Source organism: Pseudomonas sp. MIL9, from assembly GCF_016887925.1.
GTDB lineage: Bacteria > Pseudomonadota > Gammaproteobacteria > Pseudomonadales > Pseudomonadaceae > Aquipseudomonas > Aquipseudomonas mohnii.
The window spans coordinates 122,314-135,760 of sequence record NZ_JAFEHE010000009.1 but is presented as its reverse complement, the minus strand read 5'-3'; the positions used below and the strand labels follow the sequence as shown (position 1 = coordinate 135,760).

Genomic DNA, 13,447 nt, shown 5'->3' with positions numbered 1-13,447 from the left:
CGATTTCCTTATGGCTTGCCCATCAGCGTAGCCGTTCAGCCAAGAAACAGCCGATAGGCCGGGTTGTCGCTTTCGTCCCAATACGGATAGCCAATTTCCTCAAGCGCTGCGGGTACCAGGTGACGCTCATCGTGCGGCACCTGCAGGCCGGCAACCACACGGCCATCCGCCGCACCATGGTTACGGTAGTGGAACATCGAAATGTTCCAGCGCCCGCCGAGCTTGTTGAGGAAGTTGAACAATGCCCCCGGACGCTCAGGGAATTCGAAGCGCAGGATCACTTCATCGACCACCTGGGCCGCGCGGCCGCCGACCATGTGGCGAATGTGCAACTTGGCCAGTTCGTTGTCGGTCAGGTCGATCACCGGGAAGCCTTGCTCGCTGAGGCTGGCAATCAGCGCACTGCGCGGGTCGGTTTCGGGGTGCGTCTGCACGCCAACGAAGATGTGCGCCTCGCTGCCGGTGTTGTAGCGATAGTTGAATTCGGTGATCTGGCGCTTGCCGATGGCTTCGCAGAACGCCTTGAAGCTGCCCGGTTTCTCGGGAATGGTCACGGCGATGATGGCTTCGCGACCTTCACCCAGCTCGGCACGCTCGGCCACGTGACGCAAACGGTCGAAGTTGACGTTGGCGCCGGAATCGATGGCCACGAAGGTGTGCCCGGTGACGCCGTGCTGCTCGACGTACTTCTTGATGCCCGCCACGCCCAAGGCGCCGGCAGGTTCGGTGATCGAGCGGGTATCGTCGTAGATATCCTTGATCGCGGCGCAGATTTCGTCGGTGCTGACAGTAATCACTTCATCGACGTGGTCTTTGCAGATATCAAAGGTGTACTGACCGATCTGGGCCACCGCGACGCCGTCGGCGAAGATGCCCACGGTCGGCAGCACAACGCGCTCACCGGCCGCCATGGCGGCCTGCAGGCAGTTGGAGTCGTCTGGCTCGACGCCGATGATCTTGATTTCGGGACGCAGGTATTTCACGTAAGCCGCGATACCGGCGATCAGCCCGCCACCGCCCACCGGGACGAAAATCGCGTCCAGGCGCCCTGGATGCTGGCGCAGAATCTCCATGGCCACCGTGCCCTGCCCGGCAATGGTGTGGGGATCGTCATAAGGGTGGATGTAGACGTAGCCTTTTTCATCGACCAGTTTCAGCGAATAGGCCAGGGCTTCCGGGAACGAATCGCCGTGCAGCACCACTTTGCCGCCACGGGAGCGCACGCCTTCGACCTTGATCTCGGGCGTGGTCTTGGGCATCACGATGGTCGCTTTCACGCCCAACACCTTGGCCGCCAGGGCCAGGCCTTGCGCATGGTTGCCCGCCGAAGCGGTGACCACGCCACGGGCGCGCTCTTCGTCGCTCAATTGGGTCAGCTTGTTGTAAGCGCCACGAATCTTGAATGAGAACACCGGCTGCAAGTCTTCGCGCTTGAGCAAAATACTGTTACCCAGCCGCTCGGAGAGCTGACGGGCAGTCTGCAATGGGGTTTCTACGGCAACGTCATAAACGCGCGAGGTGAGGATCTTTTTGACGTACTGTTCAAGCATCGGAAAGCATCACTGAGCGGGTTGGGCAGGACCACGGAGTCTAACCCGGCTTTTGGGCAGACGACCACACTAAACCGATGGTTTTAAGTCACCCGAAAGAGATCACTCCCTGTAAGAGCGAGCATGCTCGCGAAAATACCAAAGGCACTGCGGGGCATCAGGTTTTACGCGTTATCGTTCACGACCATCGCGAGCAAGCTCGCTCCTACAGTAATTGGGTGTGCATCTGACCCGCCAATCGGGCAATGACCTGCGCCGCTCCCAAGGCCTATAATGCTGGCCTTTCGTTTCCCCTCTTCGGCACCTCGGAGCCCGCATGACCCAGGATCAACTCAAACAGGCAGTGGCTCAGGCCGCCGTCGACTTCATCCTCCCGAAACTCGATGACAAGAGCATCGTCGGGGTCGGCACCGGCTCCACCGCGAACTGCTTCATCGACGCCCTGGCCCAGCACAAGGGCGCATTCGACGGCGCGGTTGCCAGCTCCGAAGCCACGGCCGCCCGCCTCAAGGGTCATGGCATTCCGGTGTACGAGCTCAATACCGTCAGCGACCTGGAGTTCTACGTCGACGGCGCCGATGAAAGCGACGAACACCTGCACCTGATCAAGGGCGGTGGCGCAGCCTTGACCCGCGAGAAGATCGTCGCGGCCGTGGCCAAGACCTTCATCTGCATCGCCGACGCCAGCAAACTGGTGCCGGTGCTGGGCAACTTCCCACTGCCAGTGGAAGTGATCCCGATGGCCCGCAGCCACGTGGCCCGCGAACTGGTGAAGCTCGGCGGCGACCCGGTCTATCGTGAAGGCGTGCTGACCGACAACGGCAATATCATTCTCGATGTCTACAACATGCAGATCACCAACCCGGTGGAACTGGAAAAGCAGATCAACGCGATTGTCGGCGTGGTCACCAATGGCCTGTTCGCTGCGCGCCCTGCGGATTTGCTGTTGCTGGGGACCCGTGAAGGCGTGAAGACCCTGCGCGCCGAGTAAGCCAGACACAAAAACTGTGGGAGCGAGTCTGCTCGCGATCAGGCCTGATCAGTCGACTCAGATGTTGAATGATGGACCGAAATCGCGAGCAGGCTCGCTCCCACATTGGTTTTGCAGTGCTGGTCAAGGCTGCGGCGGCTTCTTGAAGACGTAGAACAAGTTCGGTTCGCTCACCAGGTACATCGTGCCGTCGTCGTCCATGGCGATCCCCTCCGCTTGCGGAACGGTCTTTTGCAACCCCTGCCGGCCCTTGTTCAGCGACAGGGTGCTCAGCGGTCGACCGTCCACATCCAGTTCAAGAATCAGCCTCGACTCGTCGGACAGCGCCAACAGGTGGCCACTGCGCTCGTCATATTGCAGGCTCGACAGGTCCCGCACGAACATCCCGGCATCACGCCTGGGATTGTTGATGACATGCACCGCGTAGGATTTTTCCGGGTTGAAATGCGGAAACCCGTGCACTTCGTAGATCAACATCGGGTCGCGCTCCTTGGCGACAAACAGACGCTTGCCCACCGAGTCGTATGCCAGTCCTTCAAACCCCTTGTTGCCGCTCATGTGCACGCCAAGCGTCATCTGTTCGGCGTCCGCCGCATCGAGGAAAGTGGTGCCCTGCTCCAGATGAATCTTGATCAGGCGCTGCTGGCGCTCATCTGTGATCACGTAGGTGTCGGCGCTGATGAACTCAACGGCCTCCGGATCGCCAAAGCCGATCAATGCCACGCGACGCAAAATTTTGCCGTCCAGGGACAGCTCGATCAGCTCGGCGTTTTTATTGGTCACGGTGAACAGGCTTTTGCGTACCGGGTCGAAGGTCAAGGCCGAAACATCGTCATCCAGGCCTTCGATGACTTGTCCCTCCAGCACCACTTGATAGCGGTCCAGGCCAATGGATTGCGCATTCATCGGCTGCCAAAGCGTGTTCAGGTTGAACCAGGCGCGCTCGAACAGGCGCAGGTACTGGCCAATCGCAGACAACACGATCAGCACAATCACCGAGAGAATCAATATCAATGGTTTGGGGCGGGCAAGTCGACGCATTCAGGCAGCTCGGAATCAAAACAGACGGATGAAATATCACGCCTGTCTGAATTCAAGCTTAAAGGTCATGAGCGCTGAAAAACAATGCAGGAACAGCCGCTGGTCAGCGTTGTTTCTCGAAGCGGTAGAACAGGTTGGGCTCACTCACCATGTACAGCGCGCCGGCGTCGTCCATGGTCACGCCTTCAGCGCGGGGAATGGTGTTTTTCAGGCCATTGAAACCACCCAGCAGGGCAATGAAGCTGACCTGCTCGCCCTTTTTATCCAGCTCCAGCAACAGATGGGAATCGGCGGACAGCACCAGCATGTGCCCGGTCCGCGGATCGATGGTCAGGGCCGAGAGATTGCGCATGTCCAGTGCATGACTGACAAGCTTGACCTTGTCTCCGGTGAGCACCTTGCCGTCGCCTTTCCAGGCAAACAATGCTGGCGGGCGCTCTTCGCCCAGCATCAATTGCTGATTGCGCGAGTCCCAAGTGACCCCTTCGAACGCCTTGTTCTGGTCTTTCGACGGGCCGAGGTCGTATTTCGGGAAATTGGCGATGTTCAGCTCGCGGGTATCGGCATCGACCTTGACGATGGTAATCAAGTGCGCGCGCTCATCGACAATGGCCAACAAGCCGTTACCCAGCACCGTGACGCCTTCCGGATTACTCCAGCCCACCAGCGGCATTTTGCGCAGCACATCGCCCTGCAACGTCAACTCGACCAGAAACGGTTTTTTGCCCATGACCGAAAACAGGGTTTTGGTCTGCGGATCGTAGGCCAGGTCCGACGCTTCGTCCTTTTCCATACCCGACAGGGGCTTGGCGTCGATCACCGCGCGATAATCCGGCAGCCAGACGCTCGCCTGGCGCTCGGCCGGGCTCCTGAACTGCTCGCGCACCCACAGCACGCCACGATTGCCCCAATGCATGGCATACGCGAGGCCATAGGCGACGGCGACGACCAGCAAAAGCCAGGAATACCAACGCATGACGAAGCGCGAACGACGGGCAGGTTTCGACGTGGGCAGCGGTTGGGTAGCCATCAGGGAATGCATCCAGAAATTCAGGCTATGGGTAATAGCACAGTTGGGATCGGCTCAAATGCCGAAACCCTGGAATTATCCAGACAGAATGTGAAAAAAACGGGAAATGGCGGGAACGTCTTGTGGGAGCGAACAAACTCGCCCCCACAAGATTCAGCGGTGTCTCGACTAACGAACGCTGCTGGTGAAGCGGCTGGCGCCCGGCAGTTCCAGGACAATCTCATCACCGACATTCAACGGCCCCACGCCCACTGGCGTGCCAGTGAGGATCACATCACCGGCCTGCAGCGAGAAGCAGCCGGCCATGTGCTGGATCATCGGCACGATCGGATTGAGCATCACGCTGCTGTTGCCATCCTGGCGAACTTCGCCGTTGATGGTCAGGCGAATGCCGATGTCGGTGAGGTCGGCGAAGGTGCTGCCGGAGACGAAAGGCGCAATCACCGCCGCGCCGTCGAAGGACTTGGCGATTTCCCAGGGCAGGCCCTTGGATTTCAGCTCGGCCTGCTTGTCGCGCAGGGTCAGGTCCAGGGCCGGGGCGAAACCGGAGATGGCGTCGAGCACTTCTTCACGGCTTGGCTTGGTCGACAATGGCTTGCCGATCAATACCGCGATTTCCGCTTCGTAATGCACCGAACCGCGGTCGGTCGGAATGCTGAAGCCACCCTCCAGAGGCACCACGCAACTGCCCGGCTTGATGAACAGCAATGGCTCGGTCGGGACCGGGTTATCCAGTTCCTTGGCGTGTTCCGCGTAGTTACGGCCGATGCACACCACTTTCCCCAGCGGGAAATGAATACGCGTACCGTCGACATACTGGTGCTGATAGCTCATGGACCGACTCCTGGTTCGTAGCGCTTAAATTCGAAAATCAAACAGCGAAAATCTTGCCCGGGTTCATGATGCCGTTCGGGTCGAACACCGCTTTGACGGCTTTCATGTACTCGATCTCAACCGGGGAACGGCTGTAGGTCAAGTAATCACGCTTGGTCATGCCAACACCGTGTTCGGCGGAGATCGAACCGTTGTACTTCTCGACGGTTTCGAATACCCACTTGTTGACGGTCGCGCACTTGGCGAAGAACTCGTCCTTGCTCAGGTTATCCGGCTTGAGGATGTTCAGGTGCAGGTTGCCGTCACCGATGTGACCGAACCAGACGATTTCGAAATCCGGGTAGTGTTCGCCGACGATCGCGTCAATTTCCTTCAGGAACGCCGGGACTTTCGACACAGTGACCGAAATGTCGTTTTTGTATGGCGTCCAGTGGGAAATGGTTTCGGAGATGTATTCGCGCAGCTTCCACAAGTTCTGCAGCTGGGTTTCGCTCTGGCTCATGACGCCGTCCAGCACCCAGCCCTGCTCGACGCAGTGCTCGAAGGTTTCCAGCGCGTGATTGGCCACTTCTTCGGTCGTCGCTTCAAATTCGAGCAGCGCGTAGAACGGGCAATCGGATTCGAACGGCGCCGGCACGTCGCCACGGGCCATGACTTTGGCCAGGGCTTTATCGGAGAAGAATTCGAAGGCGGTCAGGTCGAGCTTGCTCTGGAACGCGTGTAGCACCGGCATGATCGAGTCGAAATCGGCGGTGCCGAGGACCATCGCGGTGAGATTTTTAGGTGCCCGATCCAGGCGCATGGTCGCTTCGACCACAAATCCGAGGGTGCCCTCGGCGCCGATGAACAGCTGACGCATGTCGTAGCCGGTGGCGTTCTTGATCAGGTCGCGGTTGAGTTCCAGCACGTCGCCCTTGCCGGTGACCACTTTCATGCCGGCCACCCAGTTACGGGTCATGCCGTAGCGAATCACCTTGATCCCGCCGGCATTGGTGCCGATATTGCCGCCAATCTGGCTCGAACCTGCCGAAGCGAAGTCCACCGGGTAGTACAGGCCGTTTTCTTCGGCCACGTTCTGCAGATGCTCGGTCACCACGCCCGGCTGACAAACGGCGGTGCGGTCGGTGAGGTTCACATCGAGAATCTGGTTCATGTAGTCGAATGACACGACCACTTCGCCATTAGCGGCCACGGCGGCGGCGGAAAGCCCGGTACGACCGCCGGATGGCACCAGTGCCACCTTGTGTTTATTGGCCCACAGGACAATGGCCTGGACCTGTTCGGTGGTCTTCGGGAACACGATGGCGGTCGGGGCCGGGGCAAAATGCTTGGTCCAATCCTTACCGTAAGCATTCAGGGAGTCGGCATCGGTCAGCACCTTGCCGGGCTCAACCAGGGTCTTCAGCTCATCAATCAGGGCAGGATTGGTCATCGACAGAACTCTCGAACAATTCATGGTCATCCTGAGAACGCTTCACGTCGCAGGAATGAGTGTTTAGCGGGGCGCATATGCTAGCATACCGACCCCGCAGCATAGTGCCCAACGGCTGTTCTGCGGCGACGGCTTTCCTGCCGTCCGGGTCAGCTCCGGGCTGCTCCCTTCCCTGCCATTTTTCTCCGGGATACAGGTTTACGCAGATGAGCAAGACTTCTCTCGATAAGAGCAAGATCAAGTTCCTTCTTCTCGAAGGCGTCCACCAATCGGCTGTCGACGTCCTCAAGGCGGCGGGCTACACCAGCATCGAGTACCTCACAGGTTCTCTGCCGGAAGCCCAGCTCAAGGAAAAGATCGCTGATGCTCACTTCATCGGCATTCGTTCGCGCACTCAACTGACCGAAGAAGTCTTCGATCACGCGAAAAAGCTCGTGGCTGTAGGGTGTTTCTGCATCGGCACCAACCAGGTCGACCTGGACGCGGCCCGCGAGCGCGGTATCGCTGTGTTCAACGCACCGTACTCCAACACGCGCTCCGTTGCCGAGCTGGTGCTCGCCGAGGCGATCCTGTTGCTGCGCGGCATCCCTGAGAAGAACGCTTCCTGCCACCGTGGCGGCTGGATCAAGAGCGCGGCCAACTCCTTCGAAATCCGTGGCAAGAAGCTGGGCATCGTCGGCTACGGCTCGATCGGTACTCAACTGTCGGTCCTGGCTGAAGGCCTAGGCATGCAGGTGTACTTCTACGACACCGTGACCAAACTGCCATTGGGTAACGCCACCCAGGTCGGCAGCCTGAACGAGCTGCTGGGCATGTCCGACATCGTGACCCTGCACGTGCCGGAAACCGCTGCGACCCAGTGGATGATCGGCGAGAAGGAAATCCGCGCCATCAAGAAGGGCGGCATCCTGATCAACGCCGCGCGCGGCACCGTGGTCGAACTGGACCACCTGGCCGCTGCCATCAAGGACAAGCACCTGATCGGCGCTGCCATCGACGTATTCCCGGTGGAGCCACGCTCCAACGATGAAGAGTTCGAAAGCCCGCTGCGTGGCCTGGACAACGTGATCCTGACCCCGCACATCGGTGGTTCCACCGCCGAGGCGCAAGCCAACATCGGTCTGGAAGTGGCAGAAAAACTGGTCAAGTACAGCGACAACGGTACCTCGGTATCGTCCGTGAACTTCCCGGAAGTGGCCCTGCCGGCTCACCCTGGCAAGCATCGCCTGTTGCACATCCACGAGAACATTCCGGGTGTGATGAGCGAGATCAACAAGGTCTTCGCCGAAAACGGCATCAACATTTCCGGTCAGTTCCTGCAGACCAACGAGAAAGTCGGCTACGTGGTTATCGACGTAGACGCCGAGTACTCGGAGCTGGCGCAAGAGAAGCTGCAACACGTCAACGGCACCATCCGTAGCCGCGTGCTGTTCTGATCGTGAGCTGATAAAGAAGGGAGCCTTCAAGGCTCCCTTTTTCATGCGCGCAACAGCGTTATTTGACGTTTACGGTGATCTTCTTCGAAACGATCGGCGGATCGAACGGCATGTGGCCGCTGTCGCCCAACTCCAGTTGAAGGGTGTGCTTGCCCGGTGTCAGGGTTACTTCAGCCTGGGTCTGCGCCTTGCCGAAGTGCAGGTGGTTGGCATCGTTCGGAATCGGCGCGCCCGCCGCCGGCAGTTTGTCCACATCGATCAGCAGGTGATGGTGGCCCGTGTTCTTGGTGGGATCGCCTGCCGGCGCCAGCGCGATATTCTCGACAGCAAACTTGACGACGACAGTCTGTGGGACCGTCGCACCGTCTTTAGGAGAAACGATGGACACTTCAGCACCCGCAGGCGCCGGAGTCGCAGCACTGGCCAGCACAGAAACGCCCATCAGCAGGCCAGCCAAAGCAGCACGTGACATAAAGGTTTTCATTCTCTTCTCCAGTTTTTCCGTAAAATCCGCGTGACCATCACAACTTCATGGTCAATCGTTGTCGAAGGCACTCGACAACCATAGCAAAGCGAGCCTGAATCAGAGGGTCGCGATAAAAAATTCAAAGGAGTGACCATGCGCTTTCTGCCTGGCCTGATCTGCCTGCTACCCCTTCTGAGCCCTTTGGCTCATGCCGAACTGATTGATGACGTAAACGACCGCGGCGAACTGCGCATAGCCCTTGAGGCTAATACACCCCTTTTCAGTTTCAAGAAAGACGACAAGCTTGAGGGCTTCGAAGTTGAATTGGGTCAACTGCTCGCCGACGAACTGGATGTTCGGGCTGACTTCGTCGTCACCGACGGCAGCGATTTGCTGACCGGTGTCGAAAGCGGCAAGTACGACATCGCCATCAATCACATAACAGAGACCCCGGCGCTCAAGGAACGTTTCGACTTCAGCGAACCTTACGGTCGCGCCGATGCACAATTGATCGCGCAGAAGGATGAGCCACGCTCAATGCTGCTGGTGCAATCACTGACGGAAGAGAAGCCGAAAACCGGTTCACCCGTGAACCTGGCGATTCCGTTTCAGAAGGGCAATCCGGCATTTCATGCCAGCCTGGAAAACGCATTGCAGCGGATCAAGGCCGATGGCCGGCTTCAGGCGCTGGAGGAGAAGTGGTTTGGGGCAGATGCGGATGCAACGCTGAAACAATGACTCTGCAGGAGCGAGCTTGCGCGCGAAGGACTCAAGTGCGCCGCGTTTACCCAGCTCACACGCGTTATCGTTAACGGCCATCGCTGCGATGTGGCGACCCGACAAGCCAGCTCCTTGAGTTCGGGGTCAGCTCAGGTTTTCCAGGGCTGCCGCCGCTTCAGCCAGCTCCAGCTCGCTGAAGACTTGCACGCCGTGGCGCTTGAGCAGTGCAGCCGTCACGCCTTCGCCACTGACCTTCACCCCACTGAACGTGCCGTCATAGGTCAGCAGATTGCCGCAGGACGGGCTGTTGGCCTTGAGGATGGCAATGCGGATGCCGTGCTGCTGCACCAGTTCCAGTGCCTGACGGGCACCACTCAGGAACTGCGCGCTGACGTCCTCACCCTCGGTCGTCAGCACCGACGCCTGGCCATCCAGCACCTCGCCACCCTGCCCACCGGGAATTTCGGCAGCGGCCCGTGGTGTCGGCAATCCTCCGGCGACCTCCGGGCACAACGGCACGACGCGGCCTTCGTCGAGCCATGCCTGAAGCGGATCGAACGGCCCGCTGGCCCCGCCGTCGTAACGTACGCGATGCCCCAGCAGACAGCGGCTTACCAGAATTTTCTGCATGATCAGAACGGCTCGTTGCCGCGACGCCGGAACCACCCGGTCAGCGACAGGCGCTCGCGGGTCGCAGGCAACACTTCATGGGGAACTTCGCCCGACAGGAAGACCACCAGGCAGCCGCCAGTCGGTATCACATCGTATGCCGCACCTTCATCCAGGTACATGCGCAACTGACCACCGTGTTCGGGCAGCCAGGCGTCGTTGAGGTAGACCACCGCCGAGACCATGCGCCGGTCGTCATCGCGAAACCGGTCGACGTGCTGGAGGTAGAACGCCCCGGGCGGGTACATCGCGAAATGGCTTTCGAAATCTTCCAGGCCCAGGAACAGATCGCGGTTCATGGCCTCGCGCAGGCTGTCCATCAATCCCAGATAGCTGTCGCAAGCCTCGGCCTGGCCGGGCTCGATCCACTGGATATGATCGCCGCGAATGCCCTCGCGAATCTCCGAGGTGGGCCCGCGCCCTACCGCAGCCGGGGCCAGTTCACCCTCGGCAGCACGTTTACGGCACTCGGCCGCCAGTGCTCGGGTCAGATCCAGAGGCAGGAAAATATTTTGCTGCGACCAGCCATTGGCGGCCAGGTCATCGACGATTCGTAACAGCAACGGGTGATCAGAAGGTATTTGCATGGCGCGCATAGTATTCCTGCGCCTGAAAATCCGACAGAGCCACGCAGCGGGTTGATACGAATTCTCGACAAGTCCGTATGCCACACGGAGAATAGTCGCCTGCTGACAGGAGTCCCTATGCGCCGTTTGCTTTTCTCCCTGCTGATGTTCTGCGTGTTGCCCGCTTGGGCAGACGGCCATGACCAGTTGTACAAGGTCGCCGGCTGGCCAGAACAACGCGCGCATTTCAACGATGCCCTTTCAGCCGCCCAGCAGCGCTACCAGAGCAGCCTGCCACCCGCCGTGTTCCAGGCACTGATCAACAACAGCAATCAGCGCTTTGACCCCAAAGCCATGGACCAGCGCGCCGAATCGCAGCTGCGCAAGCACCTCGCCGATCCGAAACCGGCACTGGACTTCTTCCAGTCGCCCCTGGGCAAGAAGATCGTCACCGCCGAATTGCTGGCGACCCGCCGCGATCAACTGGCGAAAAACGCCAAGGGCTTGCCGAAGATGCAGGCCAGCGACAGCCGCCTGTTGATCATCGGTCACCTGGCCCAGGCCCTGCCCGCTCGCGAGGCCGGCGCGGAAGTCAGCCTGGCGATTGCCGGTGTCGCGGCCGACAGCCTGAGCGCGATGATCCCCGGCCTGCTCGGCGCCGGCCAGGCGCAAGGCATGTTGAACGGACAGCGCCAGCGCTTGATGGAGCAGATCGGCAGCGACCTGAACAACACTCTGCTGTATGTCTATCGCGACCTGTCGGATGAAGAACTGGAAGAGTTCGCCACATTTGCCGAGTCGGCAGAGGGCAAGGCTTATTACCAGGCGGCACTGGCGGCGATTCGGGCGGGGCTGGCGGTGGGGCAAAGCACGTCGAACCTGGCCCAGTAATTTTTGGGAGCCCGATCAATCGCCATCGCGAGCAGGCTCGCTCCCACAGGTCGTTGGTCAATTTTGAAAGGCCACACATCCTGTGGGATCGGGCTTGCCCGCGATGGGGCACGTATGGTCACTGACCATTCCGGCCCTTGATCCGCTTGGTCAAGAACCCGAAGTACTGCCCTCGCAACGCCGGCATTTCATTCGCCAGATGATGCCTTGCCTCGGGCAGCATCAGCACCTGCGGCCGATCAAACTTGCCCCGCAACACCTCAAGGTTATGTTCCCAATCCACGGTCATGTCCGCCTGGCCTTGCACAATCAGTGGTCGCCGGGGGCTCGCCGGTGCGGCTTCGACGCGTTTGATCCAGCGTGCCAGCGCGCCTACCCAAGCCGTCGGCAGACGCAGTGGCTGCAAAGGATCGGCCTGCAGGAAGGGCAAAAATTCCGGGTCGTTGGAGTTTTCGCTGAAACGTCGGGCAATGCCTTTGACGAAAGGCTTGAGCAGGTAATAGCTGAATTTCGACCAACCCCACGCCCGCGGCCGCACCAGCGGTGCCAGCAGAATCACCTGGCCCTGCGCCGGGCTGCTCGCCCCCGCATTCAGCACATGATCGATCACAATGGCGCCGCCGGTGCTTTGCCCGCACAAATGCCACGGTTGCGGCAGCTCCAGGGATTGCGCCTCGTTGAACAGCCCTTGCAGGGTGTCCTGGTACTCGGCGAAATCCCTGATGCTCGCCCGCTCGCCGCTGGACAGCCCATGCCCCGGCAAATCGCAGGCAATCACGGCAAACCCCTGATCCAGCGCCCACTCGATCACGTGCCGATAAAGTCCGGTGTGGTCATAAAAGCCATGAAACACAAACAGCGTCGCCTTCGCCCGTTCGGGCCACCAGAACTGGCTGACGATTTCATAGCCATCGACCTGAAAACGCCCCAGTCCGCTGCGTACATTGCGCGTAGAAAAGTCCAGCCCGTAAAACCGCTGATAAGCCTGTGCCTCTACTGACAGCGGCTGCCTCTCGGCCAATGGACGCAGGCTGGCGCGCAGGTGATCAGGGTCGAAGGTGGCCGGCATGAATTATTCCAGAGAGTGAAACGGACTTTATGGATCTGCGATATTCATCTGTCGCAGCAAGCATGGCAAGCTAGCCGACTTTCAAGGAGTGAACCCATGCGCTCGCCCGTCCGCGCCACCCTGTTTGTCACCCTGCTAGCGCTCGTGTGTGCCGGGGTGCTGTGGGCTGCTTACGACTGGTTTCAGGGGCGTTACCTGCGTGCGTTCAGCGATCACACCGCCTTGTTCTCCGGTGATCCGCTGCGCCTTCCCGCTGACCTCGCCGGCCCTGGCGCCATCCGCCTGGTGCATTTCTGGGACCCGTCCTGTCCGTGCAACGTCGGCAATCAACAACACCTGATCGAACTGGTCGAGCGCTACGTACCGCAGGGGGTGGAGTTTTTTGCGGTTCAAAAGCCCGGCAGCCATGGCCAGCTACCCGACACCTTGAGCCGCCTGAAAAGCATCGAGGTTTTGCCCGGTGCCGAGCAAATCCCTGCCAGCCCGGCCGTGGCGATCTGGGATCGCAGCGGCAAACTGGCGTATTTCGGCCCCTACAGCGAGGGCCTGACCTGCAACTCGAGCAACAGCTTTATCGAACCGATTCTGCAAGCACTGAACGAAGGTCGTGAAGTGAGTGCCACGCACACGCTCGCGGTGGGTTGTTACTGCCCCTGGCGCGTCGATACCGCAAAGTAGGGAAACGCAGGGCCATACGAACCCCTCCTACGGGCGATGGGCCAAACCGGCCTGCCATGTTAAACAGTGGCGCC

The 13,447-nt window shown here is 59.8% G+C and carries 14 protein-coding genes; 5 read left to right on the top strand and 9 right to left on the bottom strand.

Translation table 11 applies throughout. The features are described from left to right. Positions 1-35: 35 nt before the first annotated feature. Entirely contained in the window at positions 36-1,550 is a 1,515-nt protein-coding gene (gene ilvA / locus JQF37_RS12465; RefSeq protein WP_130205797.1) for a threonine ammonia-lyase, biosynthetic, read from the bottom strand. Positions 1,551-1,866: 316 nt separating this feature from the next. On the opposite strand from ilvA, the gene rpiA reads away from it, so the two are divergent. Next, entirely contained in the window at positions 1,867-2,541 is a 675-nt protein-coding gene (gene rpiA, locus JQF37_RS12460; protein ID WP_130205795.1) for a ribose-5-phosphate isomerase RpiA, read from the top strand. Positions 2,542-2,664: 123 nt separating this feature from the next. On the opposite strand, the gene JQF37_RS12455 is transcribed toward rpiA, so the two are convergent. From JQF37_RS12455 to JQF37_RS12440, 4 genes are all read right to left on the bottom strand, one after another. Further along, positions 2,665-3,582 carry an SdiA-regulated domain-containing protein gene (locus tag JQF37_RS12455; protein ID WP_130205793.1) on the bottom strand — a complete coding sequence of 306 codons (918 nt, stop codon included), beginning with the start codon at positions 3,580-3,582 and terminating at the stop codon, positions 2,665-2,667. Between the two features lie 103 nt (positions 3,583-3,685). Then, entirely contained in the window at positions 3,686-4,612 is a 927-nt protein-coding gene (locus JQF37_RS12450) for an SdiA-regulated domain-containing protein (protein ID WP_130205791.1), read from the bottom strand. A gap of 168 nt (positions 4,613-4,780) precedes the next feature. Then, complete coding sequence (locus tag JQF37_RS12445; RefSeq protein WP_130205790.1) at positions 4,781-5,446, bottom strand: fumarylacetoacetate hydrolase family protein; 666 nt, start codon at positions 5,444-5,446, stop codon at positions 4,781-4,783. Between the two features lie 37 nt (positions 5,447-5,483). Continuing rightward, a complete protein-coding gene (locus JQF37_RS12440; RefSeq protein WP_103402854.1) occupies positions 5,484-6,878 on the bottom strand; it encodes an FAD-binding oxidoreductase in 1,395 nt (464 codons plus the stop codon). Positions 6,879-7,084: 206 nt separating this feature from the next. Here JQF37_RS12440 and serA point away from each other — a divergent pair, with 206 nt between their 5' ends. Then, on the top strand, positions 7,085-8,314 hold the full coding sequence (serA, locus tag JQF37_RS12435) for a phosphoglycerate dehydrogenase (protein WP_130205788.1): 1,230 nt from the start codon (positions 7,085-7,087) through the stop codon (positions 8,312-8,314). 58 nt (positions 8,315-8,372) lie between these two features. On the opposite strand, the gene JQF37_RS12430 is transcribed toward serA, so the two are convergent. Further along, on the bottom strand, positions 8,373-8,798 hold the full coding sequence (locus JQF37_RS12430) for a DUF4399 domain-containing protein (RefSeq protein ID WP_130205786.1): 426 nt from the start codon (positions 8,796-8,798) through the stop codon (positions 8,373-8,375). A 135-nt stretch (positions 8,799-8,933) separates the two neighbouring features. Between JQF37_RS12430 and JQF37_RS12425 the strand changes: the two genes are divergently transcribed. Then, complete coding sequence (locus JQF37_RS12425) at positions 8,934-9,518, top strand: transporter substrate-binding domain-containing protein (protein ID WP_130205784.1); 585 nt, start codon at positions 8,934-8,936, stop codon at positions 9,516-9,518. Positions 9,519-9,644: 126 nt separating this feature from the next. Here the strand turns inward: JQF37_RS12425 and JQF37_RS12420 are convergent, their stop codons facing one another. Beyond that, entirely contained in the window at positions 9,645-10,130 is a 486-nt protein-coding gene (locus JQF37_RS12420; protein ID WP_130205782.1) for a DUF523 domain-containing protein, read from the bottom strand. Between the two features lie 2 nt (positions 10,131-10,132). Further along, positions 10,133-10,765: a 2OG-Fe(II) oxygenase gene (locus tag JQF37_RS12415; RefSeq protein WP_103402857.1), complete on the bottom strand. Its 633-nt coding sequence runs from the start codon at positions 10,763-10,765 to the stop codon at positions 10,133-10,135. A gap of 108 nt (positions 10,766-10,873) precedes the next feature. Here JQF37_RS12415 and JQF37_RS12410 point away from each other — a divergent pair, with 108 nt between their 5' ends. Continuing rightward, a complete protein-coding gene (locus JQF37_RS12410) occupies positions 10,874-11,626 on the top strand; it encodes a DUF2059 domain-containing protein (RefSeq protein ID WP_130205780.1) in 753 nt (250 codons plus the stop codon). Positions 11,627-11,744: 118 nt separating this feature from the next. Here the strand turns inward: JQF37_RS12410 and JQF37_RS12405 are convergent, their stop codons facing one another. Further along, positions 11,745-12,695 (bottom strand): alpha/beta hydrolase, encoded by a 951-nt coding sequence (locus tag JQF37_RS12405; RefSeq protein ID WP_130205778.1) that lies wholly within the window; start codon positions 12,693-12,695, stop codon positions 11,745-11,747. A gap of 96 nt (positions 12,696-12,791) precedes the next feature. Between JQF37_RS12405 and JQF37_RS12400 the strand changes: the two genes are divergently transcribed. Continuing rightward, the gene (locus JQF37_RS12400) at positions 12,792-13,373 is read left to right on the top strand and encodes a DUF6436 domain-containing protein (RefSeq protein ID WP_130205776.1); all 582 of its coding nucleotides are present in this window, start codon (positions 12,792-12,794) and stop codon (positions 13,371-13,373) included. Positions 13,374-13,447 lie beyond the last annotated feature (74 nt).

Excerpts from the sequence above, each read along its gene's own strand:
- ilvA (WP_130205797.1), bottom strand. The coding sequence starts at position 1,550 with ATGCTTGAACAGTACGTCAAAAAGATCCTCACCTCGCGCGTTTATGAC.
- rpiA (WP_130205795.1), top strand. The coding sequence starts at position 1,867 with ATGACCCAGGATCAACTCAAACAGGCAGTGGCTCAGGCCGCCGTCGAC.
- JQF37_RS12455 (WP_130205793.1), bottom strand. The coding sequence starts at position 3,582 with ATGCGTCGACTTGCCCGCCCCAAACCATTGATATTGATTCTCTCGGTG.
- JQF37_RS12450 (WP_130205791.1), bottom strand. The coding sequence starts at position 4,612 with ATGGCTACCCAACCGCTGCCCACGTCGAAACCTGCCCGTCGTTCGCGC.
- JQF37_RS12445 (WP_130205790.1), bottom strand. The coding sequence starts at position 5,446 with ATGAGCTATCAGCACCAGTATGTCGACGGTACGCGTATTCATTTCCCG.
- JQF37_RS12440 (WP_103402854.1), bottom strand. The coding sequence starts at position 6,878 with ATGACCAATCCTGCCCTGATTGATGAGCTGAAGACCCTGGTTGAGCCC.
- serA (WP_130205788.1), top strand. The coding sequence starts at position 7,085 with ATGAGCAAGACTTCTCTCGATAAGAGCAAGATCAAGTTCCTTCTTCTC.
- JQF37_RS12430 (WP_130205786.1), bottom strand. The coding sequence starts at position 8,798 with ATGAAAACCTTTATGTCACGTGCTGCTTTGGCTGGCCTGCTGATGGGC.
- JQF37_RS12425 (WP_130205784.1), top strand. The coding sequence starts at position 8,934 with ATGCGCTTTCTGCCTGGCCTGATCTGCCTGCTACCCCTTCTGAGCCCT.
- JQF37_RS12420 (WP_130205782.1), bottom strand. The coding sequence starts at position 10,130 with ATGCAGAAAATTCTGGTAAGCCGCTGTCTGCTGGGGCATCGCGTACGT.
- JQF37_RS12415 (WP_103402857.1), bottom strand. The coding sequence starts at position 10,765 with ATGCGCGCCATGCAAATACCTTCTGATCACCCGTTGCTGTTACGAATC.
- JQF37_RS12410 (WP_130205780.1), top strand. The coding sequence starts at position 10,874 with ATGCGCCGTTTGCTTTTCTCCCTGCTGATGTTCTGCGTGTTGCCCGCT.
- JQF37_RS12405 (WP_130205778.1), bottom strand. The coding sequence starts at position 12,695 with ATGCCGGCCACCTTCGACCCTGATCACCTGCGCGCCAGCCTGCGTCCA.
- JQF37_RS12400 (WP_130205776.1), top strand. The coding sequence starts at position 12,792 with ATGCGCTCGCCCGTCCGCGCCACCCTGTTTGTCACCCTGCTAGCGCTC.